We start from the raw sequence: 25,451 nt of genomic DNA, 5'->3' as shown, positions 1-25,451 counted from the left end.
TCACGCTGTTCGCAGGCCCTGCCCGATGTTCCTGCTCACGCTGTGCGCAGGAAGCGGTCGAGCACCCGGGTGCCGAACCTCAGCGCGTCCACCGGCACCCGCTCGTCGATGCCGTGGAACAGCGACGCGAAGTCCAGCTCCGGGGGCAGCCGCAGCGGCGCGAAGCCGTAGCACTTCATGCCCAGCGTCGAGAACGCCTTCGCGTCGGTCCCCCCGGACAGCATGTAGGGGACGATCTCGGCGGTCGGGTCCTCGGTGCGCAGCGCGGCCTGCATCGCGTCGGTCAGCGCACCCTCGAACGGCGTCTCGACGGCGGGCAGGTCGGTGACCCACTCCCGCTCGACGTCCGGGCCCAGCAGCTCGTCGACCTCGCGCAGGAACGCCTCCTCGCGGCCCGGCAGCACCCGGCAGTCGACGACCGCCTCGGCCGTCGACGGGATGACGTTGGCCTTGTACCCGGCGTTGAGCATCGTCGGGTTCGCGGTGTCCCGGACGGTCGCGCCGATGATCCGCGAGATCGGGCCGAGCTTGGCCAGGGCGCCCTCGAGGTCGTCCTCCGGGTACTCGACGCCGGTCAGCTCGGTCATCCGGTCCAGGAACGCCTGCACCGTGTCGGTGATCGTGAGCGGGAACGTGTGGTTCCCGAGCCGGGCGACGGCCTCGGCCAGGATGGTGACGGCGTTGTCGTCGTGCAGGAACGAGCCGTGGCCGGGCTTGCCCTTGGCCCGCAGCCGCATCCAGGCGATGCCCTTCTCCGCCGCCTCGATCAGGTACGCCCGCTGGTCCTCACCGAGGGTCAGCGAGAAGCCACCGACCTCGCCGACGGCCTCGGTGCAGCCCTCGAACAGGTCCGGCCGGTGCTCGACGAGCCACTGCGCGCCCCACTTGCCGCCGGCCTCCTCGTCGGCGACGAAGGCCCACACGATGTCCCGCGGCGGGACGACGCCCTCACGCTTGAAGCGGCGGGCGACCGCCAGCATCATCGCGTCCATGTCCTTCATGTCGACGGCGCCGCGGCCCCAGACGTAGCCGTCCTGCACGGCCCCGGAGAACGGGTGCACCGACCACTCGCTCGCGTCCGCGGGGACGACGTCGAGGTGGCCGTGCATCAGCAGCGCGCCGCGGGAGCGGTCCGCGCCCTCGAGCCGGGCGATCACGTTCATCCGCCCGGGCATGCCGGACTCGACGAGCTCGACGTCGTAGCCGACCTCGCGCAGCTTGTCCGCCACGTAGTCGGCCGCCTCGGCCTCACCGACGAGGGTCTCCGGGTCGGCGGTGTTGGTCGTGTCGATCCGGATCAGCTCCGAACACAGCTGCACGACCTCGTCCTCGGCGCTGCTCGGGTCGTCGTTCGCTGAAGCGGTCATGGGCGTCGTTCTACCACCGGCGGCGCGTGCCGACCCCGCCGCAACCCGGCCGCGGGCCTCGGCTATGCTTCCCCCACGACGCGATCGAGAGATCGCGACGTCCGAGTGGCGGAATGGCAGACGCGCTAGCTTGAGGTGCTAGTCCCCGTATAAGGGGGTGGGGGTTCAAGTCCCCCCTCGGACACACATCCTCCGAAACCGGTCACGGTCCTCCGTGGCCGGTTTCGTGCGTTCCGGGCCCGTCGCCCTCCGTAAGGGGGGATCGGCACGCCGTGGTTGTCGCCGGGCGGCGCAACTAGGAACGACGTCATGACCACATCGAACGGAGCTCCTCCGGTACCCGGGCGGGCCGTCGGCCTCGCCGCCGCCCGCACCCGCCACGGCGACGACGTCGACCTGCTGCTGCGGATGCTGCAGACGGGCGACCCGCTCGCCGACGCCGTCGTCGCCGAGTTCGACGAGCTCGGCGCCCCCGCCCGCGACGCGCTGCAGCGCGGTCTCGTCGCGGGGCGGGCCGACGTGCCGGACGCCCCACCGGCCGTCGACGCGCTGCTCGCCCAGGTCGAGACCGTGCCCGGCTGGGTCTCACCGGAGCTGCTGGACACCGGCGACCGGATCTCGCTCGCCGTGCCGCCGCACTGGAACCACCTGGCCTTCGCCGGCGGATCGCTGACCCACACCTACAGCTCGCCCTCGATGGCGAGGCTGCTGGTGGGGACCGACCGGCTGACCGCGACCGCGCCGCGCCGACTCGCCGAGACCGGGATGTGGGCCGCCGCGGCGACCCTGCCCGGCGGTCTGCGCCGCGGCGCCCCCGGCTACGTCCAGACCGTGCAGGTCCGGCTGCTGCACGCGCGGGTACGGGCCTCGGCCACCCGGCACGGGTGGGACGCCGACCGGTGGGGGGCGCCGGTCAACCAGGCCGACGTCGCCCGCACCTGGCTGGACTTCACCCTCGTGCCGTTCACCCTGCTGGCGGGCATCGGCCACCACCTCACCGCCCACGAGCAGTCCCAGCTGTACCGCTACTGGTGGTACGTGGGCCACCTGCTGGGCCTCGACGAGCGGCTCTTCCTCGGCATCGAGGACCACGAACGGGCCCGGACGCTGCTCGACCTGCTCGACTCGACCGCCGACGCACCGGACGCGAACAGCAGGGCGCTGGTCGAGGCCCTCTACACCGCGGCGACCGCCAACCTCGCCGCCGCGCCGGGCTCACCGATGGACGCGGCGGGCTGGCGCGACCTGCTCCATGCCGTCGCCCGCAGCTGCCACGGCGAGGAGGTCGCCGCGGCGCTCGGCATCCCGGAGTCCCCGTTCACGCCGTTGCTGCCGCTCCTGGCGGCGGGCGAGGCGACGGCGCGCCACCACCGGCGGCAGGTCCCGGGGGCGATGCGGCAGGCCGAGGAGGACGGCATCGCCGCCCGCCGCGGGCTCGTCGCCGTCGTCACCGGCAGCACTGCGTTCCAGGACCACATCACGCACCCGTGAACACCCGGGTGACGCGCCCGACCGTCCACGTTCTGTTTGACGACTTACGATAGTCGTCAAACGAGGAGGTGGGCGCCGGTGTCGCTCGACGACCGACGGACCGAACCGCTGTACCGGATCAAGGCCGAGCTGTTCAAGTGCCTCGCCCACCCGGTCCGGATCCGGATCCTGGAGGAGCTCGCCGCCGCGGAGGGCGACGCGGTCGCGGTGTCCGAGCTGATCACCGTCACCGGGTGCGAGGCCTCCCAGCTCTCCCAGCACCTCGCCGTCCTGCGCCGGGCCGGGCTCGCCACCTCGACCCGCAGCGGCAACGCCGTCGACTACCGGCTGGCGGCACCGCTGGTGGCCGAGCTGCTGGTCGTCGCCCGGGCGTTCCTCCTGGCCGGTCTGGCCCGCGACGAGACGCAGCTGGCCGCCGCACGGGCACTGCCCCCGCTGCCCGGGGCCAGCGCGCGGGTCCTGCTCGAGGCGGGCGACGCCCCGGCCGGGGCCGACGCCGGCACCGCGGCGCTGCGGTGAACGTCGCCGACCTGCTCCCCCGTCGCGAGGACTACGACCTCCGCCCCCGCACGCTGCGCGCCGACCTCGCCGCCGGGGTCACGGTCGGCGTCGTCGCCCTCCCCCTCGCGCTGGCGTTCGGCGCGAGCGCCGGGGTCGGACCGGCGGCGGGCCTGGTCACCGCGGTCGTCGCCGGGATCGTCGCCGCGGTCCTGGGCGGCTCGAACGTCCAGGTGTCCGGCCCGACCGGTGCGATGGCCGTGGTGCTCGCCCCGATCGTCGCCGCGCACGGTGCCGGCGCGGTCGCGCTCGTCAGCGTGCTCGCGGGGCTGATCGTCCTGGTCGCGGGCGTCGCGCGGCTCGGCCGGGTCGTCGGCTACCTGCCGTGGCCGGTGGTGGAGGGCTTCACCCTGGGCATTGCCTGCATCATCGCGCTCCAGCAGGTCCCGGCCGCCCTGGGCGTGCACGCCGAGGCCGGGCACGACACGGTCGTCACCGCGGTCCGGGCCGTCGTCGCGGCGGCCGGGTCCGCGTCGCCGACCACGGTCTGGACGCTCGGCGCGGTCGCCGTGGTGGCGGTGCTCGTGCCGGTCCTGTCGCGGCTGCACCCGGGCATCCCGTCCTCGTTGGTCGCGGTCGTGGTCGTCACCGTGGTCGCCGAGCTGACCCACGCGCCGGTGCCGCGGATCGGTGCGCTGCCGGACTCGCTGCCGTTGCCGGTCGTCCCCGGGTTCGACGTCGCCGCGCTGCGTGAGCTCGCCGGTGCCGCACTCGCCGTGGCCGCGCTGGCCGCGGTCGAGTCGCTGCTCTCGGCCCGGGTCGCGGCCTCGATGACCCGGACCGGGTACCGCGCGGACCGCGAGCTCGTCGGCCAGGGGCTGGCCTCGGTCGCGAGCGGGCTGTTCGGCGGGATGCCCGCCACCGGCGCCATCGCCCGGACCGCGGTGAACGTGCGCGCGGGCGCCCGGACCCGGCTCTCGGCCGTCGTGCACGCGCTCGTCGTGCTGGCCGTCCTGTACCTCGCCACCGGGCCGGTCTCCCGGATCCCGCTCGCCGCGCTGGCCGGGGTGCTGCTCGTGACCAGCGTGCGGATGATCCCGGTCGCGACGGTCCGCGCCGTCGTCGGCGGGGGCCGGGCCGCGGCGTTCACCTTCGCCGTCACCGCGGTGCTCACCGTCGCCGTCGACCTCATCGTGGCGATCGAGATCGGGATCGGGATCGCCGCGTTCTTCGCGCTGCGGCACCTGTCCCGCGACGCCGGGGTGCGCCGCGAGCCGCTGCCCGGCCCCGCCGAGCCCGGTGACGAGCACATCGCGCTGTTCCGGCTGCAGGGCGCGCTGTTCTTCGGCGCCGCCGACCGGATCCTGACCACGGTGCTGGAGGGGACCGCCGGGACCGGGGCGCAGGTGGTCGTCCTGCGGCTGTCCGGGCTCGGCATCCTCGACGCGACCGGTGCCCGTGCGCTCGGCGAGCTCATCGACACGCTCGAGGCGGGCGGGCTCACCGTGATCGTCAAGGGGGTCCGCGGGGAGCACCGCGACGTGCTGAGTGGGGTGGGGGCGCTCACCGGGCTGCGGCACCCGTCGCACCTGCACACCGACCTCGACGAGGCGGTCGCGCACGCGCGCACGCACGTCCGGCGCCCCGTCGTGGACGGCACGGGGCCCCGGTAGAGCCGGGTCAGCGCGGATCACGGACCCGGGTGCCGACGGCCAGCACCGCCCCCACCGCCGCGGCCCCGGCGAGCACCGCGAACAGCTGCGGGTAGCCCCCGAGCGGCCCGGCCAGCGCCGCACCGGCCCACGGCGAGACCGCGACCGCCACCGTCGCGGGCGCCGACAGCAGCCCGCCGAGCCGCCCGTAGAACCGCGACGGCCACCGGTCCGACACCGCTGTGGCCTGCAGCAGGGTCGTGATCCCGCGGGCCGCGCCGGTCAGCACCGCCGCGCCGACCAGCAGCCACGCCGGGCCGGGCAGCAGTCCCAGCAGCGCGGTCGACGCGGCCAGCGCCGCCAGGACGAGCACCGCCCGTGCCGGTGGGGCCAGCCGTCCCACGGCGCGGGTGTAGAGGGCCCGCCCGGCGACCTGCCCGACCCCGCCGAGCCCGAGCGCCCAGGCCGCCGTCTGTACGTCGAGCCCCCGCTCGATGAGCAGCGGCACCTGGTTCACCGCGACCGCGAACCCGCAGAACGTGCCGAGGAACACCGCGGCCACGGTCAGCAGGAACGGGCGGCTCCGCGCGATCGCGCCCGGGTCGGCGTGCTCGGGCGGGGCGGGGGCCTCCGGCCACGGGCCGCGCAGCCCGAGCAGGTGCGCGGGAACCGTCACGACCAGCAGGACGACGGCGAGCACCAGGTAGGTGCCGCGCCAGCCGAACCCGCCGAGCAGCGCCGCCGACAGCGGCGCGAACACCGTGCTGGCCAGGCCGCCGGCCAGGGTGAGCCCGGTCAGCGCGCGCACCCGGTCGCTCCCCCACCAGCGGGTCAGCGCCGCGAACGCGGGCGGGTACAGCGTCGCCGACTGCGCGAGCCCCGCGACCAGCCACGCGGCGAGGAACCACGGCCACGACGGTGCGACGGCGATCCCGACGACGGCGGGCACCCCCAGCAGCGACCCGGCCGTCATCACCCAGCGCGGGCCCCACCGGTCCAGCAGCCGTCCGACGACGATCCCGGCCAGCGCGGACACCCCGAGGCCCGCGGAGAACGCGCCGGTCACCGCGCTCACCGACCAGCCGGTGTCGGCGGAGACCGACGGCGCGAGCACCGGGAACGCGTAGTAGAGGACGCCCCAGCTGGTGATCTCGGTCAGGCACAGGACGAGCAGGACCCGGCGGCGGAACCCCGCGCCGGGCGCCGTCCGGACCTCGACCACCGTGCCACCTCGCAACGCCTCGTGCGGCGACCGTATCCCGAGGGTCGCTGGACCGCCCCGGGCCGCGTCGGCGACGATCGGACCCGCAGGACCGACGCAGGACGACCCGGAAGGCGGCATCCGACGGTGCGACTCGACCCCACGACGGCGGCCGGCAGCGACTCCCCCATCGGCGCGGCCCTCGCGCTGGCCGGCGAGCGGGACCCGGCGCGGAGCGCGACGCACCCGTTGCTGGACCTGTCGCAGGCCGCGCCGCCGTACCCGCCGGCACCGGAGGTCGTCGAGCGGGTCGTGGAGGTCGCCCGGGACCCGGGGCTGTCCGGCTACGCGCCGGTGCCCGGCATCGCCCCGCTGCGCCGCGCGGTCGCCGACGAGCTGACCCGCGACTACGCCGGCGGGATCTCCCCGGACGACGTCGTCGTGACGGCGGGCTGCAACCAGGCGTTCGCCGTGGTCGCCGACGCCCTCGCCGGCCCGGGCGACGAGGTGATCTCGCCGCTGCCCTACTACTTCAACCACGACATGTGGCTGCGGATGCGCGGCGTCACCCCGGTGTACCTGGAGCCCGACGCGGACCTGGTCCCCCGGGCCGCCGACGCGGCGGCGCTGATCACGCCCCGCACCCGCGCGATCGTGCTGGTCACCCCCGGCAACCCGAGCGGGGTGACGGTGCCGCCGGAGGAGATCGTCGCGTTCGCCGAGCTGGCCCGCCGCCACGACCTCGCGCTGGTCCTCGACGAGACCTACCGCTCGTTCCGGCCCGACGCGCACGCGCACGCGCCCGCGCACCCGCTGTTCGCCGACCCGTCGTGGCGCTCGACCGTGGTCAGCCTGCACTCCTACTCCAAGGACCTGGCCATCCCGGCGTACCGGGTCGGATCGGTGATCGCGGGCCCCGAGCTGCGACGCCAGGTGCTCAAGCTGCTCGACTGCATCGCCATCTGCGCGCCGCGGACCGGGCAGGAGGCCGCGCTGGCCGGGCTCACCCGCGCCGGGACGTGGCGGGCCGACCGGGTCGCGGAGATCGCCCGGCGACGGGAGTGGGTCGGTGCCGCACTCGCCGACCGGCCGGGTGGGTTCGAGATCGCCGCGCTCGGCGGGTTCTTCGCCTGGGTGCGCCACCCGTTCCCGGAGCGCCCGACCCTCGACGTCGTCCGGACGCTGCTGCTCGACCACGACACCCTGACCATCCCGGGCACCGCGTTCCTGCCCGACGACCGGCAGATGCTGCGGCTGTCGGTGGGGCGGGTGGACGAGGCGGCCGCGGCGCTGCTGGCCGAGCGGCTCACCGAGGCCGGGCGGCGGGCGGGGGTGGTCACCGGCTGACCCGGGGCCCGGCGACGGAAGAGACCGGGACGTCCCGGTGTTCGCCGACCATGGACACCGGACTGCGCACCGGCACCGCGGCCGGCCGCTGGGTCATCACGGCCTGCGTGCTCGGCTCGGGCATGGCGATGCTCGACAACACCGTCGTCACGATCGCCCTGCCCCGCATCGCCGAGGACCTCGGCGCCGGATTCGCCGGTCTCCAGTGGACGGTCAACGGCTACACCCTGACCCTGGCCGGGCTGATCCTGCTCGGCGGCTCGCTGGGCGACCGGTTCGGCAGGCGGCGGATCTTCGTGACCGGGGCGGTGTGGTTCGCGCTGGCCTCGCTGCTGTGCGGGCTGGCGCCGAGCGTCGAGGTGCTCGCCGCGGCCCGAGCCCTGCAGGGGGTGGGCGGGGCGCTGCTGACCCCGGGCAGCCTGGCGCTGATCTCGGCGTCGTTCCACGGGGCGGACCGGGCGGCGGCGATCGGGGCCTGGTCCGGGCTCGGCGGGGTCGCGGGGGCACTGGGCCCGTTCGTCGGCGGGACGCTCGTGGAGTGGTCGTGGCGGGCGGTGTTCCTGATCAACCTGCCGCTCGCGGCGGTCGTCGTCGCGGTGGCGGTGCGGCACGTACCCGAGTCGCGTGACCCCGACGCCGCGCACCGGCTCGACGTCCCGGGCAGCGTGCTCGCCGTCGCCGGGCTGGCGTTGCTGACCTGGGCCGGGACGGCGGCCGGCGCCGGTGCGTCGCCCGGGCTGCAGGTGTGGGGCGCGGGCCTCGCCGGGGTGGCGGCACTGGTGGCGTTCGCGCTGGTCGAACGGCGCAGCCGGTCCCCGCTGGTACCGCCGGAGCTGTTCACCGGCACCGGCGACGCCGGGGACGGGCGCCGGGTCACCGGCGCGAACGTCGTGACCGTCGCCGTCTACGCGGCGCTGGGGCTGCTGTTCGTGCTGCTCGCCGTGCAGCTGCAGATCGTGGCCGGGTTCTCCCCGTTGCTCGCGGGGACCGCGACGCTGCCGGTCACCGTGCTCATGCTGCTGCTGTCGGCCCGCGCCGGACGGCTCGCGACGCGCACGGGCCCGGCGCCGCTGGTCACCGGCGGACTGCTGCTGGCCGCGGCCGGGATGCTGCTGGCGTCGCGGATCGGGCCGGGCGCGGCCTGGCTCACCGACGTGCTCCCGGCGACGGCGCTGGTCGGGCTGGGGCTGTCCGCGGCCGTCGCGCCGCTGACGACGGCGGTGCTCGACGCGGCGGCGGACCGGCACGCGGGCGTCGCGTCGGGGGTCAACAACGCGATCGCGCGGGCCGCGGGCCTGCTCGCGGTGGCGGCCGTGCCCGCCATCGCGGGGATCCGCGGGGACGCCCCGGCCGACCCGGCGTCGTTCGGGCCGGGGTTCACCATCGCCATGACGATCGGGGCGGCACTCCTCGTGACCGGCGCCGTACTCGCCGCTGCGCTACTCCGGGGACGACCTGCGACTCACACCACACCTACGCTCCAGTAATCAGTACCCAGCGTATACATTAGAGACAAGCGTTACTGCAAGAGAGTGAGGCGTGTGTGCGCGGACTCGGACCGGATTCCCCGGCCGTGCTCGACGCCGCGGACCGTCCCTCACGGACCGTCACCAAGCCGCTGCTCGACGCGCTCGCCCGGGCGACCGAGGAGTTCGCGCTCGCCCCGTCCCGGGACCGGCCGATGGCCGTCGTCGGGCTCTTCCAGCGGTCGGAGTACCTCGGGCCGGTGCTCGGCGCCTGGGACCGGCTCGCCGCGGCCTGCGGGGACGGCGCCGTCGTCGCCACCGTCGGTGCGACCCCCGACGGGCTCCCCGACGGCCTCGGGCACGTCCGTCTCACCGACGGTGAGGACGCGGCCCGCGAGTGGAGCGTCACCGTCCTGACGCCGCGGTCCGGGGCGACCGTCGTCGCCCACGACCTGGAGGCCGTCGACGGGTCGGCGCGCTCGCTGGAGCGGGGCAGGCTGTTCTCCGCCCGCTGGTCGTTCCGGCACGCCGACGCCCACTCCGAGCTGCTGCGGCTGCGCCACCAGCTCGGCGCGCGGCTGGGCTCGCGGCACACCGGCGGGCTCGACGAGGTGCTCTCCCGGGTCGTCCCCATCCCCGGCACGGCCACCGACCACCGCTACGACGCCGCCGCGGACACCCTCGCCCGTGAGCTGTCGCTGGAACGCCGCCGCGCCGACGCCGCGCAGACCCGGCTCGACGAGCTCGAACCCGGCGCCGAGCGCGACCCGCGCAGCGGGCTGCCGACCCGGGCGTTCCTGGACCGCTGGCTCGACGGGTCGGCGCCGGGCACCCTGCCGCTGGGCCTGGTGCTGCTGCGGGTGCACGGGCTGGGGTCGATGACCCGGCGGCACGGGTTCCGCGCCGAGACCGCGGTGCTCCGCGGGATCGCCCGGCTGCTTACCGGGCAGGTCGGGTCCGCCGGGCGGCCGGTGCGCGTCGGGCGCGAGGAGTTCCTCCTCCTGCTGCCCGGCACCGACGTCCGGTCCCTGGCCGCGGCTGCCCAGCGGCTGTGCGAGACCGTCGCCGGGCTGGCGGCGGTGTTCCCGTTCGTCCCGACGCCGTCGCACGCGGTGATCACCCGGACCCGGCACCGCCCGCTGCCCCTCGAGGAGATGTGGGCGGCGCTCGACGACGCCGGGACCGGCGTCACGCTGCTGCGCGGCTGACCGCGCGGGCTCAGCCCCGGACGTCGGCCGCGATCAGCTCCGCGGTCCGGCAGGCCAGCGCGACCAGCGCCAGCGTCGGCCCGACCGCCCCGGCCGACGGGAACACCGCGCTGGAGGCGACGTGCACGTTCGGCGTGCCGTGCACCCGGCACTCCGGGTCCACGACGCCGGTGCGCGGCGAGTCCGACATGCGCAGCAGCCCCATCTGGTGGGTGCCGTCGGTCATGTCCATGTCGTGCACGCGCTCCACGTCGGACAGGTCGACGTGGGCGAGCCCGGTCCGCTCCAGCTCCTTGCCGATCAGCGACAGCGACGTCGCGATCGCCTCCCGGTCACCCGCGGAGACCCGGTAGTCGACCCGCAGCCGGTGCTGGCCCAGCGCGTCGCGCTCGCGGTCGAGCGTGACCCGGTTCGCCGGGTCGGGGGTCTGCTCGGCGTCGAACCGCAGCCGGCAGTGCGCGGAGTCCAGCGGCATGAACGACGGCACCCGCCGCTCCCCGGTGATCCGCGGCCGCGCCCATCCGCGGGCGAAGCGCGCCACCCGCAGCGGGTCCGCGGCCACGTTGCGCATGTGGTGGCCGATGTCGGTGGTGTGGCTGTACTGGGCGTGCGTCCCGGCGGCCTTGAACCCGGCACGGAGCTTGCCCAGACCCCAGTAGGTCAGCGCGAACGTCGACAGCAGCGCGTCGCCGTGCTCGGCGTCCTTGGGGTCGGCGAACCACAGCGCCGCCTTCAGGTTGCCCAGCCGGTGGTCGGCCTGGACCTGCGGGGACAGCGAGAGCATCCGGCGGGCGTAGACGCCGTCGTCGGTGGGCAGGTAGCCCAGGCCCAGCGTGCGCCCGGCCGTGGTCAGTCGCAGCCGCCCGACCTCGCCCACCGGGTGGGTCATGTAGTGCCGCCCGACCTGGCCGTACTCGTCACCGATCCCGGCTCCGGTCCCGGTGCCGCCGTAGCCGTCGGAGGCCAGCAGGATCCGGACCGACTCCAGACCCCCCGCCGCGACGACGAAGTGCCGCGCCCGGATCCGGATGTCGCACCCCGGCCGCGGGACGACGACGGCCTCGGTCGCGTTGCCCGACACCGGGTCGCGCTCCAGGCGGGCGACGGTGGCGTGCAGGAACAGCCGGATCCGGCCGGCCTTCGCCATGTTCTCCACGGTCGGCGCGAACGACGTCGGCGGGCTCCAGCGCCACAGGTCGTCCCAGCGCAGGGTGTCGCTGCGGATCCCGGGCGGGGGCGCCGGGAAGCCCGATCCGTCGGCCGAGTACTCGCAGGCACCGGCGTCGAGGTGCCGCTGGGCGGCCGGGTACCAGGCGCGCAGCTCCTCGTGCGGGATCGGCCACGCGGCACCGGGCATCCACTCGCGGTCGGAGAAGTCGACGTCGTCGAGCGGGGCGCAGCGGCCGCCCCAGACCAGCGAGGTGCCGCCGAGGCGCTTCTGCCGGACGGCGTCGACCGGGTCGTGCTTGCCCCGCCCGGTGATGCCCCGGTACGTGTCGCGGGCGGTGCGGCTCAGGCCCGGGCCGCCCCCCTCCAGGACGACGACGCGCAGGCCGCGGTCGGCCAGCTCGGTCGCGGCCGCGGCCCCGGCCGGACCGCTGCCGATCACGCAGACCTCGGCCTCGAAGATGGAGCCGGGGAGCGCGCGCCGGGTGTCGATGAGCATGGAGGGCGGTTCCTTCCGAACGTGGTGCGGTACTGCCACCGATGGTGCCCCGGCTCCGCTGTGAGGACGCTGTGGCTGCTCCCACCCTCCCGTCCCCCGGTCGCGCCGACCCCGCCCGGTACGGTCGTGTCCGGTTCACACGGTTCGCATCCGGAGGAGCACGGTATGGGACTCGCCGCCATGGCGACGACCGCACGGGGGATGGCCGCGACGGTCCGGGTCCTCGGGCGCGGGGAGCTGGGACGCTTCACCGGGGGCGACCGCTCGGAGGTCGCACGGTTCGAGTCCGAGCTCGCCGGGTTCCTCGGGACCCCGCACGCGCTGGCCGTCAACAGCGGCACCAGCGCCCTGGTCGCGGCACTGGTCGGTGCCGGGGTCGGCCCCGGCGACGAGGTGCTCGTCCCCGCCTACACCTGGGTGTCGACGGCCGCCGCGGCACTCGCCGTCGGCGCCGTGCCGGTCCTGGTCGAGGTCGACGCCTCGCTCACGATGGACCCGGCCGACCTCAAGGACCGGATCACCCCGCGCAGCCGGGCGGTGCTGCCGGTGCACATGCTCAACCACGTCGCCGACATGGACGCGATCATGGACGTCGCGGCCGCCCACGACCTCGTCGTGATCGAGGACGCCTGCCAGGCCATCGGCGTCACCTACCGGGGGCGCCCGGCCGGGTCGATCGGCCACGCCGGGGCCTTCAGCTTCAACCAGCACAAGAACATCCGCTCCGGCGAGGGCGGCGCCCTGGTCACCCGGGACCCGAAGCTGTTCGAGCGGGCGTCGATGTACCACGACGTCGGCAGCTACGAGCGCGCCGGATTCGCCGGGGCCGACGCGGACCTGATCGTCGGGGTCAACCTTCGGATGCCCGAGCTGTCCGCGGCGGTGCTGCGTCCGCAGCTGGCCGGTCTGCGGGCGCAGATCGCCCGGCGCGGGCGGCACCGCGACATCATGCTGTCGGCGCTGGCGGACCGGATCGGGCGCGACCTGGAGCCGGTCCCGCACCACGACCCGGCGAACGCCGCCGGCCTGGCTCTGGCCTTCCGGACCCCCGAGGAGGCGGCGGAGTTCGGTGCCCGCCGCGGCGTGCACCGGCTCATCGACACGGGCCGGCACGTCTACACGAACTGGCGCTCGCTGCGGGCCCGCAACCCGCTGCACCCCGGGTTCGACCCGTACGCGGCGAACGGCACCGAGATCGACCACGGCCCCGGCGCCTGCCCGGGCACCCTGGAGATCCTGGCCCGGACCTGTGTGGTCGACCTCGCCCCCGAGCTGCCGACGCCGGCGTTCCGGCTGCTCGCCTCCCGCACCGCGGGCTGAGCCGCCCGGCGGCCCCGGCCCGGTCTCAGCCGGCCGGGGCCAGCACGGCCTGCACGTGGCCGTCGCGGGCGACGGTGCCGGTGACCGCGACCGGCACCTCGTGGGCGAACCCCGGCCCGTCGGTGACGAAGGTGTGGAACTCGCCGTTCTCCCCGCACGGGTCCACTCCCGGTGGCAGCGCGGCCAGGAACTCCGCGTCGAAGGCGGCCCCGGCGAGCCGCGCGGGGACCCGGTCCGGGTCGACGGCGACGACGACCGCCCGCAGCCCGGCGTCGAGCATCCCGGCGGCCAGCGCGCCGGTCGCCGCGCCCCACAGCGGGAACACCCCGGTGACCCCGGTGCCGTCGAGGACCTCCTCTCGGAACGCACGGACGTCGGCCAGCGCCAGGTCGCCGTGCACCAGCCCCGTGACACCGGACGCGGCGGCCGGCGCGAGCGCGGCCCGCAGCCGGGCCCGGTACTCCCCGTCCGGGCACGACGGCGGCAGCTCCACCCGGTGCAGCGGCAGGCCCAGCGCGTCGGCCTGGGCGGCGACGAGCGCGGCGCCCACGCCGTGCACCGCGATCTCCGCGCCACCGGGCCCGGCCGTGACGGTGCTGAGCAGCCCGGTCACCCGCGTTCCGGCCCTTCGCGCGGCGGCCAGCGCCGTCGCCGCGTCCTTGCCCCCGGACCAGCTGACCCACATGTCGGACACTCCGCGACGGTAGCGTCCGGACAGCATCGATCCGGTCACACACCGTGTTCCCACGGAGCGGACGGTGACCGGGTCGGGCTTCTGCCCCGCACGGCCGACGGCTACCGTGACCAGCGTGCCCGAACGCCACGACGACGCCACAGTGACGGCGTGGGCGTTGGCCGCGGGTGCCGGTGACACCGCCGCGCTCGCGGAGTTCGTGCGGGCGACCCAGGTCGACGTCCACCGCTTCCTCGTCCACCTCGCCGGTCGCGACGACGCCGAGGACCTCGCGCAGGAGACGTTCCTGCGGGCCCTGCGGTCGCTGCCGTCGTTCGCGGGCCGCTCCACCGCCCGCACCTGGCTGCTGTCGGTCGCCCGCCGGGTCGCCGTCGACGCGGTGCGCACCGCGGTCCGCCGGCCCCGCGTGCGGGACCTGGGCGAGGACACCCAGGAGGTGCTGGAGCGCGCGGTGCCCCGCACCGGCGCGCAGGAGGCCGTCCTGCTGCGGACGCTGGTCGACGCGCTGCCCGACGACCGTCGCGAGGCGTTCGTCCTGACCCAGGTCCTGGACCTGGGCTACGCCGAGGCCGCGCAGGTCTGCGGCTGCCCGGTCGGCACCATCCGGTCCCGGGTCGCCCGGGCCCGCGAGGACCTGCTGCGCGCGCTCGGCGAGGACGGGACCGGGACCGCCGGGGCGCCCGCGTCCGGCGTCCGGCGCGCCGCCCGCCCCTGAGACCGCGCGCACCCTGACGCGCTCCCGCGGGCCGCCACACGCGCCCGCCGCCGCCCCTGCCGCCGCGGTGTCCGACCGCAGACGCCCCACGGTCGCGTCCCCCGGCCGTCGCGGCCCTCGGTCGTCGCGGCCCCGGGTCGTCGCGGCGTCCGGCCGCATGCCACCCGACCACCGCCGTCCGACGGTCACGACGGGAGTGACCGGCGTCGCACCCACCGGACCGGTACGGGCGGGAACCGGACGGGCCCCGCCGGCGACCACTTCCGGCGTGCGCCCCCGCACCTCCCCCGCCCCCGAGGAGTACCTGTGATCTCGTCGTTGCCGCTGGCCTGGGCCCTGACGGCGGTGTTCGCCGCCACCGGGTCCTACGCACTGGCCCGCTGGGCCGCCGCGGTCTCGGAGCGCCGCTCCGCCGCGCACCGCACCGCGGAGCTCGCGCACCTGCTGATGAGCGCGGCGATGGTCGTCATGACCTGGACCTGGTACGGCAGCGCCGGGCTGTGGACCCAGATCGTCCTGTTCGGCGTGCTGGGCGTGTTCTTCCTGGTCACCGCGTCGCGCGGGGTGCCCTGCGGGCCGTCGGGGCGGGTCGCGGGCGCGGCGCACGCGCTGATGGCCGCGGCGATGGTCTGGATGCTCGCCGCGATGCCGCTGATCATGGCCTCGCCGGTGGCGGCCGCGGGCGGCGGCGGTGCCCACGCCCACCACGGCGGCGACACCATGGACATGTCCGGGACGGCCCACGCCGCGGGCCCGGCCGGATGGGCGGTCGCGGTGACCGTGGCGCTGTGCGCCGTGCTGCTGGCCGCCGCCGGCTACTGGGGTGCCCGCGCGCTGAGCCACGACCGCGACGCCGGGGACCCGCTGACCCCCGACGACGCGTCCACGGCCGCTGAGGCGACCGACCTGGCCGCCTGCGACTGCGCCGACCCCGCGGCGGCCCCGCAGGCCGCGCAGGCCGCGCAGCCGGTGCCGGCCGAGGCGGCGGGGGCGGCGGGGGCGACCACCGCGCTCGCCGAGCGGGTCGGGGCGCCCGCGCGGCCGGCGGGCCGGCTCGGCGCGCGCTCGGACGCCGCCTGCCACGCCGCGATGAGCGTCGGCATGGTCGTCATGCTCGCGGCGATGGTGGCGGGCTGGTGAGCGCCGGCCTCGACACCCGGCCCGGGGCGCCCGTCCCGCCGCCGGAGCGGCCCCCGCTGTTCCGGGGCCTGAAGGGCCTCGTCACCCGGATCCACTTCTACGCGGGCCTGTTCGTCGGCCCGTTCCTGCTGGTCGCGGCGCTGACGGGGCTGCTCTACACGCTGTCGCCACCGATCGAGCGCTGGATGTACGCCGACGCGCTGACCGCCCCGGTCAGCGGCCCGGAGCTCCCGCTGTCCCGGCAGGTCGAGGCGGCCGTCGCGACCCAGCCCGGCCTGCCCGTCACCGAGATCCGGCCGTCGCGCGAGCCCGGCGCGACGACCCGGGTGTCGTTCGACGCCGACCTGCCCGAGAGCTACAGCCGCACCGTGTTCGTCGACCCGTACACCGCGCAGGTGCGGGCCACCCTCGACACCTACGCCGAGTGGCTCCCCGCCCGCGGCGTGATCGACAACCTGCACCGCTCGCTGCTGCTGGGCGCCCCCGGGCAGGTCTACACCGAGCTCGCGGCGTCCTGGCTGGCCGTGCTCACCCTGTCCGGCCTCGTGGTGCAGGTGACCCGCCGGGTACGACGACGCCGGGAACGGCTGCTGCCGCGGACCGGCGGGTCGTCGCGGTCGCGGCTGCGGTCCTGGCACGGCGCGGTGGGCGTCTGGGCCTCGGTCGGGTTCCTGTTCCTCGCCGCGACCGGCCTGACCTGGTCGCAGTTCGCCGGGGCCAACGTGGGCGCGCTGCGCACCGCCCTGGACTGGACGACGCCGTCGGTCAGCAGCACGCTGCCCGCCGCCGGTGGCGACGCGGCCGCGCCCGTGACGGGTGCCGCGACGGCACCGGTCGCCCCGCGGGCGGTCCCTGCCGTCGCCCAGCGGGTCCTCGACGCCGCGCGCGCCGACGGCCTCGTCGGACCGGTCGAGCTCACCCCGGGCGAGGCCGGGGAGGCCTGGAAGGTCCAGCAGACCGTGCGCAGCTGGCCGTCGCAGCAGGACTCCGTGGCGGTGGACCCGGCGACCGGGACGATCACCGACCGGCTCGCCTTCGCGGACTGGCCGGTCGCGGCGAAGCTCGCCCGCTGGGGCATCGACGCGCACATGGGCCTGCTGTTCGGCACCGTCAACCTGGTCGCGCTCGCCGCGCTCGCGTCGGCCGTGGTCGTGCTGGTCGTGTGGGGCTACCGGATGTGGTGGCTGCGCAGGCCGACCCGGCCGGACGGGTCGCGTGCGCTCGCCGGGCCGCCCGGGTCCCGCGAGCGGCCCTCCCCCGCCGCGGTGGCGCTGGTCGGGCTGGCCGCGGTGGCGGCCGGGCTGGTGCTGCCGGTGCTGGGGGTCTCGCTGATCCTCTTCCTGCTCGTCGACGCCCTGGTCGCGGCCCGGCGAGACCGGCCGGCCGCCGAGGTGGCGGGCTGACCCCTCCGGGGTGCGGGCGGGTGGGACCCGGCCGGAGCGGGTAGACCTGGACACCCGTTCCCCGTGAAGGAGTCACCCCGTGTTCCGGACCTCACCCGCCCCCTGGACGACGGCGGACATCCCGCCCCAGCAGGGCAGGACCGTGATCGTCACCGGCGCCACCAGCGGGCTCGGGCTGGAGACCGCCCGGGCCCTGGTGCACGCCGGTGCACGCGTCGTGCTGGCCGTGCGGAACACCACGCGCGGCGAGGAGATCGCCACCGAGCTCGGCGGGGCGGCGTCGGTGCGCCGGCTCGACCTGGCCGACCTCACCTCGGTCCGCGAGTTCGCCGCCGGGTTCGAGGGCACCGCCGACGTCCTGGTCAACAACGCCGGGCTGATGGCGGTGCCGTTCTCCCGCACCGCGGACGGCTTCGAGACCCAGCTCGGGGTCAACTTCCTCGGCCACTTCGCCCTCACCGGGCTGCTGGCCGACCGGATCACCGAACGCGTCGTGACGCTGTCCAGCCTCGCCCACCGGATGGGCCGGATCGGCATCGACGACCTGAACTTCGAGCGCCGCCGCTACGAGCGCTGGACCGCCTACGGCCAGTCCAAGCTCGCCTGCCTGATGTTCGCCTACGAGCTGGAGCACCGGTTCGTCGCCGCCGGGTCGCGGCTGCGGTCGATGGCCGCCCACCCGGGCCTGTCCTCCACCAACCTCATGGGGCGCACCGAGTCCTTCCAGGACACGATCATGTCGGTGTTCACCCCGCTGGTCGCCCAGCCGGCGCCGATGGGCGCGCTGCCGACGCTGTTCGCGGCGACCGTGCCGGACCTGCCGGGCGGTGCCTACATCGGACCCGACGGGATCGGCGAGGCACGCGGCAACCCGCGTCCGGTGGGGTCCACGGCGGCCTCGCACGACCGCCGGATGCAGCGGGCGCTCTGGGAGCGCGCCGAGGAGCTGACCCGGGTCACGTACCCGCTGTGAGCAGGCGGTGGTGCGGGGGCCCGGTCGCGCCGGGCCCCGCACCACCGGGTGTCTCAGAGCTTCGAGACGCGGGTGAAGTTCTCCGGGACGATCAGGTCGTCGCGGGAGAGCTCGTGGATCGACTTCTTGCCCAGGCCCAGCAGCGCCTCGTCGATCCCCTTGTAGAGGATCGAGAGGACGTTGGTGACCCCGCGCTCGCCCTGCGCGGCCATGCCCCACAGGTACGCGCGGCCGATCAGGACCGCGCGGGCACCGAGCGCGAGCGCCTTGACGACGTCGGCGCCGCGGCGGATGCCGCCGTCCATCACGACCTCGACCTGGTCCCCGACGGCATCGACGATCGCGGGCAGCGCCCGGATCGCGGCCGGGGTGCCGTCGAGGTTGTTGCCGCCGTGGTTGGACACCGAGACCGCGGTGGCGCCCGCGTCGACGGCGCGACGGGCGTCGTCGGGGTGCATGATGCCCTTGACCATGAACGGGCCACCCCACTTCTCGCGGAGCCAGGCGATGTCGTCCCAGGTCGGGAGCGGGGTCGTCCACCAGACGCCGTAGGCGCCGAAGAAGGTGGGGGCGTCACCGCCGCCGGGGGGCGCCATGTTCGGGGCCTTCAGGTCCGGGATCCTCCCGGACTTCGCCCAGTCCAGCAGGTAGCGCGGCTTGGTGATCATCTCGGGCGCGAACTGCAGCGCGGCCTTGACGTCGACCTTCTCCGGGATGGGCGGGCTGCCCCAGTCGCGGCGGGTGGCGAAGGTCCAGTCCAGGGTCACGATGAGGCCCTTGGCGCCCGCCCGCTTCGCACGCAGGGCGCGCTCGAGGATGTCCTCCTTGGACCCGGCCCAGTAGACCTGGAAGAAGACCTTGTCGTGGACGGCACAGACGTCCTCGACGGAGCGGGACGCGAACGACGACAGGCCCATCGCCGTCGACACGGTCTGGTCGGGGTTGAGCGGGTTCTGGATGTTGGAGCTGTGCGCCGCCCGCGCGACGGCGACCTCGCCCTCCGGGTCGACGGCCTGGACGCCGGTCGGCGAGATCAGGACCGGGAAGTCGATCTCCTGGCCCATCACGGTGGTCTTCTGGTCCCGCTGCGGCGGCAGCCCCGCGATGTGCGGGCGGAAGCCGAGCTCGTCGAAGGCGGCGACGTTGTCCGCCAGCGTGATCCCCTGCTCCGCGCCGGCGACCAGCGCGTAGTAGACCGACTTCGGCAGACGCTTGCGCGCCCGTCGCTGTGCCTCCGCGACCGTCTCGAACCAGTCCTTCGTGCTCGCCATGCCTGCCCCTTCGCAGTCGGAGGTTTGCGCCCGGCCACCGTCGGTCGCGGCCGGTCCGACACGCCGACCGGGTACGAGACGGTCCCACGTGGCGGGTCTCACGGCACGGTAGCGTTTCGGCACCGAGTGCCACAATGGCACCCGCCCGCAGCCCGTCCGATCGGCGGGGGAACGACCCTCCGCCCGACCAGCCACGACGCCGTCCCCGGCCCGTCCCACGGCCGGAGGACGCACCGCGTCCACGACCGGCTGCCACGACTCGTGACGCTCCGCTGTCACGTCCACTCCGACGGCCCACCCCGGATCGTGTGGGACGAGAGGCCGGACCGGCCGTCGGTGACGCTCCGCTGTCTCGATACGGTGTGCCCGCAGTCACCGGTCAGCGGGCGGTGTGCCCGCGGCAAGGAGGAGCCGTGTACAGCCACGCGCGGGGTGGGCACGCTTCGGGCGCGACGCCCGCCGGCCCGGTCGGCCACGTGCTGCAGCCCGGGTACGGCGCCGCGAGCAACCACCGGCCCATCGGGGTCCCGGGACAGCTCCGCGCCCCGGAGCCGCCGCAACCACCGCCTGCCGCCGCGGCGGGGACACGGCTCACCGTGCTCGCCGTCGACGACGAGGAACCGGCCCTGCTCGAGCTGGCGCACCTGCTCGGCGAGGACCAGCGGGTCGCGACCGTGCTGACCGCACCGGACGCCACCGAGGCGCTGCGCATCCTGCACGGCTCGCAGGCCGACGCGAACACCCCGACCGTCGACGTCGTGTTCCTCGACATCCGGATGCCCGGCCTCGACGGCCTGGAGCTCGCCCGGGTGCTGAACGCGATGGCCGACCCGCCGCCGGTGGTGTTCGTGACCGCCCACGACGACCGCGCCGTCGACGCCTACGAGGTCGGCGCCGTCGACTACCTGCTCAAGCCGCTGCGCACCGAGCGGCTGTCCGGCTCGCTGGACCGCACCATGGCGCTGCGCGCGGCCCGCCGGGCCGCCCCCGGCCCACCCCCGGCGCCGCCGCGCCACGGCGCCGAGCAGGGCGGCAGGCCCGACCCCGCGGCCGCCCGCCGGGGCGCCCCCGCCGCGACCACCGACGACGAGGTGGTGCCGGTCGAGCTGGCCGGCACCACGAAGCTCGTCCCCCGCTCCTCGATCCGGTTCGTCGAGGCCCAGGGCGACTACGCCCGGCTGCACACCAACGAGGGCAGCCACCTGGTCCGGATCCCGGTCTCGGTGCTGGAGGACCGCTGGGGCGAGGCCGGGTTCGTGCGGATCCACCGCGCCTACCTGGTGTCGCTGCCGCTCATCACCGAGCTGCGCATGTCCGGGTCGGGGTACGTGGTCCGCCTCGGCAACGGGCCGGGCGCGGTCGAGCTGCCCGTCAGCCGGCGGCACACCGCGGGCCTCAAGCGGATCCTGCGGGGACGTCCGCCGCGTCCGCAGCGCGGGCCCGAGGACGGCCCGGACGGACCCGTCGTCCCGCGCTGACGCGGGGCTGCCGACCGCGGCGGGTCACGGCCCGTCGCGTGGCCGACACGCCCGGTCACCGTCCGTACTGCCGTGCGCGATCCTGTCGCCTAGTCTGGTGACCGGTGTCCATCTCGGGTGAGTCCTCGCACGTCCTGTCCGTCACGAACCGTCGTCGCTCCGCGCGTCGCACGCGTCCGCCTGCGCTGCTCGTGGCGCTGCTGACCGCGTGCGCGCTGGTCGCGGGCTGCTCCGCGAGCGCCGCCGCCCCCGCCCCCGCCCCGGCCCCGGCCGCCCCGCCGTCCCCCGCGCAGCCGGCGCCCACCTCCGCCGCGCCCGCGGTGCCGGAGCTTCCCGGTGGTGGCACCGAGGTCTTCCCGGGCCGCCGGATGGCCGCGCTCTACGGCCACCCGGGCACCCCGTCGATGGGGGTCCTCGGCGAGCAGGACCTGCCGCGCTCGATCGCCCGCGCGAAGGACCTCGCCTCCGACTTCCAGCCGCTCGTGCGCGAGCCCGTCGTGCCGGCGTTCGAGATCATCACGACGGTCGCCGACCGCGCCCCCGGCCCGGACGGCGACTACTCGGCGGAGATGAGCGTCGACGAGCTGCGGCCGTGGGTCGAGCAGGCCGGGAAGGCCGGCGTCTACGTCGTGCTGGACCTGCAGCCCGGGACCACCGACTTCCTGACCCAGGCCGAGCGCTACGCCGAGCTGCTCGCGCAGCCGCACGTCGGGCTCGCGCTCGACCCCGAGTGGCGGCTGAAGCCGGGCCAGCGCCACGGCGTGCAGGTCGGCTCGGTGACCGCGGCCGAGATCAACCGGACCTCGGAGTGGCTGGCCGGGCTGGTGCGGGAGAAGAAGCTGCCGCAGAAGGTGTTCCTGATCCACCAGTTCCGGGTCTCGATGATCTCCGACCGGCAGACCGTGGTCACCTCCCACCGCGAGCTCGCGACCGTGCTGCACGCCGACGGCTACGGCACCCGCCAGGAGAAGACCGAGACCTGGAACGCGCTGCACGCCGCACCCCGTCCGCCGGGTCTGTGGTGGGGCTGGAAGAACTTCATCGACGAGGACAGGCCGACCTTCACCCCGCGCGAGACCTACGCCGTCCGGCCCGAGTCACCCGTCTTCGTGTCGTACCAGTGACGGGTATGTCCACCCTGTCCGACGCCACCCACCGGGGTGGGTGGCCGCTCACCGAGATCGTGATCACGGCAAGTACCCTCACCGGGACCCGAGCGCCGTCGTCGCCGCCGGGTGCGCAGGCACGTGCCGCGGCTCCTCCGCGCGGCACGGCCACCCCGCCCGTGCCGACCAGTGAAGGGGGTGCCCCGGGTGGACGAACGACCGCAGGAGGGCTCCCGCCCCACCGGTCCGGACCGGCCACGACGACCCGGCCCTCCCGAGCGCGCCCGCCGCGACGACCGCCCGCACCTGCGGGACGAGGCCCGGCGCGGCACCCCGCCCCGGGACCGCGGTGAGACCCCGCCGCCGAACGACCGTCGCGACACCCCGCCGCCGTCCGCCCGTGGCGGTGCCGCACCCCCGCCCGGCCCCGCCGGGCCCCCGGCCCCGCAGTCCGGCAGGCCCGGCGACCGCAGACCCCCGCAGTCCGGCAGGCCTCCCCAGGAGCAGCCGTCGGGCCCCCGGCGACGACCCGGTCCGCCCGCCCCCGGTGCGCCACGCCCGCCCGCCGGTGACCCGCGCCCCGGGACCGGTCCCGCGGCGCGTCCCGGTGGCAGGCCCCCCGGCCCGCCGGACGGTGCCGGGCGCCCCGCCGAGGACGAGTCCTGGCTCCCCCGGCGCGAGCGCGAGGCCCGGGCCGCGGCCCGGCGGGCCGCCGCCTGGTCGTCCCGCTCGACCCGGGACGAGACCCCGGGCCGTGGTGGGCACAGCGACAGCAGGCCCACCGACATCCGTTCCATCCGCGCGACCCGTCGTGGCATCGGTGAGACCGTGAAGGTCCCCGGCCGGCCGGACACCGCCGCGGAGCACCGGCGGCACCGCGCGTCCGAGCCCGACGCCCCGCCGGAGGAGCGCGACCGCGCGGCCCGGCTCAGCGGTGAGCTGCCGATCGTGCCGCGCCGGCCCGGCGACCGTCCCGGTGGCCCTGTCTCCGGCGGCGCAGCGTCCGGTGGCGCAGTGCCCGGCGGCGCCGCACCCGGTGGCGCAGGGCCCGGCGACCGTTCCGGTCGCGCGGTGCCCGGCGGCCGTCCCGGTGGTGCCGTGTCCGGTGGCCCCGTGCCCGGTGGTGCCGGTGCGTCCGCGCCCGCGGGTTCGCGCCCGGACGCACCGTCGCGCCCCGGGGGCCCCGCGGTGCCGAGCGGTCCGGGTCAGTCGGGTCCGGGCCAGGCGGGTCCGGCGTCGGTGCCGCCGGGTGGCCCCCGGCGCCCCGGTGAGACCCGTCCCGGCGGTCCCGACCCGCGCTCCGGCGGCCGGCCCGACACCGGCCCGCAGGCCGTACCGGGCCGTCCCGCCGCGACCGGGCAGCCCGGCGGCGCCACCGCGGCGCCCTCCGGTGCGCAGCCGTCCGGTGCCGTCCGCCCGGACGGCACCCCCGGCCGCCCCGACACCGGCCGACCGGACGGCCCGCAGGGACGCCCCGCCGACGCACGCCCGGCAGGTCCGGGCGGGTCCGCGCCGGAGGCCCCGCGCGACACCGCACGTTCCGCTCCCCCGCGGCCGCCGCACACCGGCCTCGCCGCCGGTGCCGCGGCGGGCACCGCCGCAGCAGGGTCCGCAGCGGCGGGAGGCTCCGTGGCGAAGGCCCGGGGTGGCCGCGGCGACGCGCGCGACGAGGACACCACGCTGTCCCCGCCCGCCGGCCCGTCGGCCGCACCCGACCCCGCGCGGCGCACCCTCGCCGCCGCGCTCGGCCTCACCGCGGCATCCACCCTGGTGCCCGGCAGCGGACACCTCGCGCTGCGTCGCCGTCGTACCGGTGGGCTGATCCTCGGCACCCTGGTCGCGATCGTCGTCGGGCTGGCGGCGCTGGTGCTCCTGGCCCGGCGCTCGACGCTGCTCCAGAACCTGCTGTCGACGACCACGCTGACCGTCATCGCGGGCGCGCTGGTGGTCGCCGGCATCGCCTGGATCGCCCAGGTCGCGCGGACCTACGCACTGGCCCGGCCGCGCGGGATGCCGCTCGGCCGGAAGATCCTCGGCACCGGGACCGCGGCCCTGCTGTGCCTCACCGTCGCCGTGCCCTTCGGCTACGGCGTCGAGTTGGTGAACTCCCAGCGCGGGCTGCTGAACTCGCTGTTCCAGGGCGGCGGGACCTCGGCGGCCGAGGCGCTGGGCAAGCCCCGGCTGAACGTGCTACTGCTGGGCAGCGACGCCGGCGACGACCGGACCGGTACCCGTACCGACACCATGATGGTCGCCAGCATCGACACCCGTTCCGGCCGGACGACGCTGTTCAGCCTGCCCCGCAACATCCAGCGGGCCGAGTTCCCGCCGGGCAGCCCGGCCGCGGAGAAGTTCCCGAACGGCTTCCACGACCCGTCGCAGCCGCTGTCGGGCGACTACCTGCTCAACGCCATCTACGCCTACGCCCAGCAGCACCCCGAGATCGCGCCGTCGGGGCCGACGTCGTCGCCGGGCATCAACCTGCTCCAGTCCTCGATCGCGTACATGACCGGCCTGCCGCTGGACTACTACCTCGAGGTCAACATGGCCGGGTTCTCCTCGATGATCGACGCCGTCGGCGGGGTCACCGTGAACGTCGGGCCCGAGCCGATCCCGGTCGGCGGCGTCACCGCGTTCGGCAGGCACGTCACCCCGGACCGCTACATCAGCCCCGGGGTGCAGACCCTGGGGGGCGAGGACGCGCTGTGGTTCGCGCGCTCCCGCCGCGACGGCACCGACTACCAGCGGATGGGCCGCCAGCGCTGCCTGATCCAGGCCGTCATCTCGCAGACGACCGCGACCGAGCTGATCTCCCGGTTCCAGAGCATCGCCGCGGTGACCCGGGACAACGTCGCCACCGACATGCCCCAGCAGGTGCTGCCCGCGCTGGCCGTCCTGGCCGACGAGGGGTTCCGGCTGGAGAGCGTCGCGTTCGACCCGTCGCTGCCGGACCCGAACTCCTCGACGGGTTACTTCGTCACCGCCGACCCCGACGTCTCCTACATGCGCGAGGTCGTCCGCAACGCCATCGCCGACCCGGCCCCGGAGCCGGCGTCCGGGACCGCCCCGGCGCTCGCCGCCCCGACGACGCAGCCGTCCCCGAGCACGGAGTCGTCGCGGTCGTCCTCGGCGAGCGCGTCGCCGACCCCCGACCCCGCCGCGGCCCTGCCGCAGTCGGTCGAGGAGTCCTGCGCCGCGACCGGTGCGGCCGACGTCCCCGCCGGGGGCGAGCCCGGCACGTCGCAGGACCCGTCCGCGACCGGTTCGACCGGGGTCTCCGGCTCCGACCAGGTCGACGGCCTCCGCCCCGACCAGAACTGAGCCCCTGCCGCCGGGCCCGCCGTACCGGGGCCGCCCTGCGGCAGTTGTGGCGCAGACGGCTGCGGTCCGCTCTTCCGTTCGCCACACCCGGGATGATGAAGTGAGGGTCACCTGTTCAGTGGAAAGGCGGCCCT

The 25,451-nt window shown here is 76.1% G+C and carries 19 protein-coding genes and 1 tRNA gene; 15 read left to right on the top strand and 5 right to left on the bottom strand.

Features of this window, described 5'->3' with window-relative positions; all coding sequences use genetic code 11:
* Nucleotides 1–35: 35 nt before the first annotated feature.
* Nucleotides 36–1,367 (bottom strand): M20/M25/M40 family metallo-hydrolase, encoded by a 1,332-nt coding sequence (locus tag KPL57_RS39575; RefSeq protein WP_226355598.1) that lies wholly within the window; start codon nt 1,365–1,367, stop codon nt 36–38.
* A gap of 99 nt (nt 1,368–1,466) precedes the next feature.
* Here KPL57_RS39575 and KPL57_RS39570 point away from each other — a divergent pair.
* From KPL57_RS39570 to KPL57_RS39555, 4 genes are all read left to right on the top strand, one after another.
* Nucleotides 1,467–1,551, top strand: a tRNA-Leu gene (locus tag KPL57_RS39570).
* 125 nt (nt 1,552–1,676) lie between these two features.
* Entirely contained in the window at nt 1,677–2,858 is a 1,182-nt protein-coding gene (locus KPL57_RS39565; protein WP_226355597.1) for an oxygenase MpaB family protein, read from the top strand.
* A 78-nt stretch (nt 2,859–2,936) separates the two neighbouring features.
* The gene (locus tag KPL57_RS39560) at nt 2,937–3,377 is read left to right on the top strand and encodes a metalloregulator ArsR/SmtB family transcription factor (protein ID WP_226355596.1); all 441 of its coding nucleotides are present in this window, start codon (nt 2,937–2,939) and stop codon (nt 3,375–3,377) included.
* On the top strand, nt 3,374–5,029 hold the full coding sequence (locus KPL57_RS39555; protein ID WP_226355595.1) for a SulP family inorganic anion transporter: 1,656 nt from the start codon (nt 3,374–3,376) through the stop codon (nt 5,027–5,029). The genes KPL57_RS39560 and KPL57_RS39555 overlap by 4 nt, the downstream gene beginning before the upstream one ends.
* A gap of 7 nt (nt 5,030–5,036) precedes the next feature.
* Here the strand turns inward: KPL57_RS39555 and KPL57_RS39550 are convergent, their stop codons facing one another.
* Nucleotides 5,037–6,230: an MFS transporter gene (locus KPL57_RS39550; protein ID WP_226355594.1), complete on the bottom strand. Its 1,194-nt coding sequence runs from the start codon at nt 6,228–6,230 to the stop codon at nt 5,037–5,039.
* A 126-nt stretch (nt 6,231–6,356) separates the two neighbouring features.
* Here KPL57_RS39550 and KPL57_RS39545 point away from each other — a divergent pair, with 126 nt between their 5' ends.
* From KPL57_RS39545 to KPL57_RS39535, 3 genes are read left to right on the top strand one after another with little or no spacing between them, the layout of a single operon-like run.
* Nucleotides 6,357–7,556, top strand: coding sequence for an aminotransferase (locus KPL57_RS39545; protein ID WP_226355593.1), 1,200 nt, complete (start codon nt 6,357–6,359; stop codon nt 7,554–7,556).
* Nucleotides 7,557–7,606: 50 nt separating this feature from the next.
* The gene (locus KPL57_RS39540) at nt 7,607–9,043 is read left to right on the top strand and encodes an MFS transporter (protein WP_226355592.1); all 1,437 of its coding nucleotides are present in this window, start codon (nt 7,607–7,609) and stop codon (nt 9,041–9,043) included.
* Nucleotides 9,044–9,099: 56 nt separating this feature from the next.
* Nucleotides 9,100–10,230 (top strand): GGDEF domain-containing protein, encoded by a 1,131-nt coding sequence (locus KPL57_RS39535; RefSeq protein ID WP_226355591.1) that lies wholly within the window; start codon nt 9,100–9,102, stop codon nt 10,228–10,230.
* Between the two features lie 10 nt (nt 10,231–10,240).
* On the opposite strand, the gene KPL57_RS39530 is transcribed toward KPL57_RS39535, so the two are convergent.
* A complete protein-coding gene (locus KPL57_RS39530) occupies nt 10,241–11,896 on the bottom strand; it encodes an FAD-dependent oxidoreductase (protein ID WP_226355590.1) in 1,656 nt (551 codons plus the stop codon).
* Nucleotides 11,897–12,061: 165 nt separating this feature from the next.
* Here KPL57_RS39530 and KPL57_RS39525 point away from each other — a divergent pair, with 165 nt between their 5' ends.
* Nucleotides 12,062–13,216, top strand: coding sequence for a DegT/DnrJ/EryC1/StrS aminotransferase family protein (locus KPL57_RS39525; protein ID WP_226355589.1), 1,155 nt, complete (start codon nt 12,062–12,064; stop codon nt 13,214–13,216).
* Nucleotides 13,217–13,241: 25 nt separating this feature from the next.
* Here KPL57_RS39525 and KPL57_RS39520 read toward each other — a convergent pair whose 3' ends face one another.
* Nucleotides 13,242–13,901, bottom strand: a complete 660-nt coding sequence (locus KPL57_RS39520) for an ATP-binding protein (protein WP_226356668.1) — start codon at nt 13,899–13,901, stop codon at nt 13,242–13,244.
* 124 nt (nt 13,902–14,025) lie between these two features.
* On the opposite strand from KPL57_RS39520, the gene KPL57_RS39515 reads away from it, so the two are divergent.
* The 4 genes from KPL57_RS39515 (at nt 14,026) to KPL57_RS39500 (ending at nt 18,141) form a co-directional block, all read left to right on the top strand.
* Nucleotides 14,026–14,625, top strand: coding sequence for a sigma-70 family RNA polymerase sigma factor (locus tag KPL57_RS39515; protein WP_062404298.1), 600 nt, complete (start codon nt 14,026–14,028; stop codon nt 14,623–14,625).
* Nucleotides 14,626–14,931: 306 nt separating this feature from the next.
* Entirely contained in the window at nt 14,932–15,765 is an 834-nt protein-coding gene (locus tag KPL57_RS39510) for a DUF5134 domain-containing protein (protein WP_226355588.1), read from the top strand.
* Nucleotides 15,762–17,168, top strand: coding sequence for a PepSY domain-containing protein (locus KPL57_RS39505; protein WP_226355587.1), 1,407 nt, complete (start codon nt 15,762–15,764; stop codon nt 17,166–17,168). Before KPL57_RS39510 ends, KPL57_RS39505 begins: the two co-directional genes overlap by 4 nt.
* Before the next feature lie 79 nt (nt 17,169–17,247).
* Nucleotides 17,248–18,141 (top strand): oxidoreductase, encoded by an 894-nt coding sequence (locus KPL57_RS39500; protein ID WP_226355586.1) that lies wholly within the window; start codon nt 17,248–17,250, stop codon nt 18,139–18,141.
* A gap of 53 nt (nt 18,142–18,194) precedes the next feature.
* Here the strand turns inward: KPL57_RS39500 and mftD are convergent, their stop codons facing one another.
* A complete protein-coding gene (gene mftD, locus KPL57_RS39495; RefSeq protein WP_226355585.1) occupies nt 18,195–19,412 on the bottom strand; it encodes a pre-mycofactocin synthase MftD in 1,218 nt (405 codons plus the stop codon).
* A gap of 596 nt (nt 19,413–20,008) precedes the next feature.
* Between mftD and KPL57_RS39490 the strand changes: the two genes are divergently transcribed.
* The 3 genes from KPL57_RS39490 to KPL57_RS70665 all read left to right on the top strand — a co-directional run bounded on the left by KPL57_RS39490 (nt 20,009) and on the right by KPL57_RS70665 (nt 25,317).
* Nucleotides 20,009–20,890 carry a LytTR family DNA-binding domain-containing protein gene (locus tag KPL57_RS39490; protein ID WP_226356667.1) on the top strand — a complete coding sequence of 294 codons (882 nt, stop codon included), beginning with the start codon at nt 20,009–20,011 and terminating at the stop codon, nt 20,888–20,890.
* 104 nt (nt 20,891–20,994) lie between these two features.
* The gene (locus KPL57_RS39485; RefSeq protein ID WP_226355584.1) at nt 20,995–22,014 is read left to right on the top strand and encodes a hypothetical protein; all 1,020 of its coding nucleotides are present in this window, start codon (nt 20,995–20,997) and stop codon (nt 22,012–22,014) included.
* Nucleotides 22,015–22,203: 189 nt separating this feature from the next.
* Nucleotides 22,204–25,317 carry an LCP family protein gene (locus tag KPL57_RS70665; protein WP_308253082.1) on the top strand — a complete coding sequence of 1,038 codons (3,114 nt, stop codon included), beginning with the start codon at nt 22,204–22,206 and terminating at the stop codon, nt 25,315–25,317.
* Nucleotides 25,318–25,451 lie beyond the last annotated feature (134 nt).

The organism is Pseudonocardia sp. ICBG601, from assembly GCF_020496245.1.
The sequence above is the reverse complement of the archived record's forward strand: the minus strand, read 5'-3'. Positions and strand labels throughout refer to the sequence as shown.

Coding starts and splice junctions, on each gene's coding strand:
- KPL57_RS39575 (WP_226355598.1), bottom strand. CDS start 1,367: ATGACCGCTTCAGCGAACGACGACCCGAGCAGCGCCGAGGACGAGGTC.
- KPL57_RS39565 (WP_226355597.1), top strand. CDS start 1,677: ATGACCACATCGAACGGAGCTCCTCCGGTACCCGGGCGGGCCGTCGGC.
- KPL57_RS39540 (WP_226355592.1), top strand. CDS start 7,607: ATGGACACCGGACTGCGCACCGGCACCGCGGCCGGCCGCTGGGTCATC.
- KPL57_RS39530 (WP_226355590.1), bottom strand. CDS start 11,896: ATGCTCATCGACACCCGGCGCGCGCTCCCCGGCTCCATCTTCGAGGCC.
- KPL57_RS39525 (WP_226355589.1), top strand. CDS start 12,062: ATGGGACTCGCCGCCATGGCGACGACCGCACGGGGGATGGCCGCGACG.
- KPL57_RS39520 (WP_226356668.1), bottom strand. CDS start 13,901: ATGTGGGTCAGCTGGTCCGGGGGCAAGGACGCGGCGACGGCGCTGGCC.
- mftD (WP_226355585.1), bottom strand. CDS start 19,412: ATGGCGAGCACGAAGGACTGGTTCGAGACGGTCGCGGAGGCACAGCGA.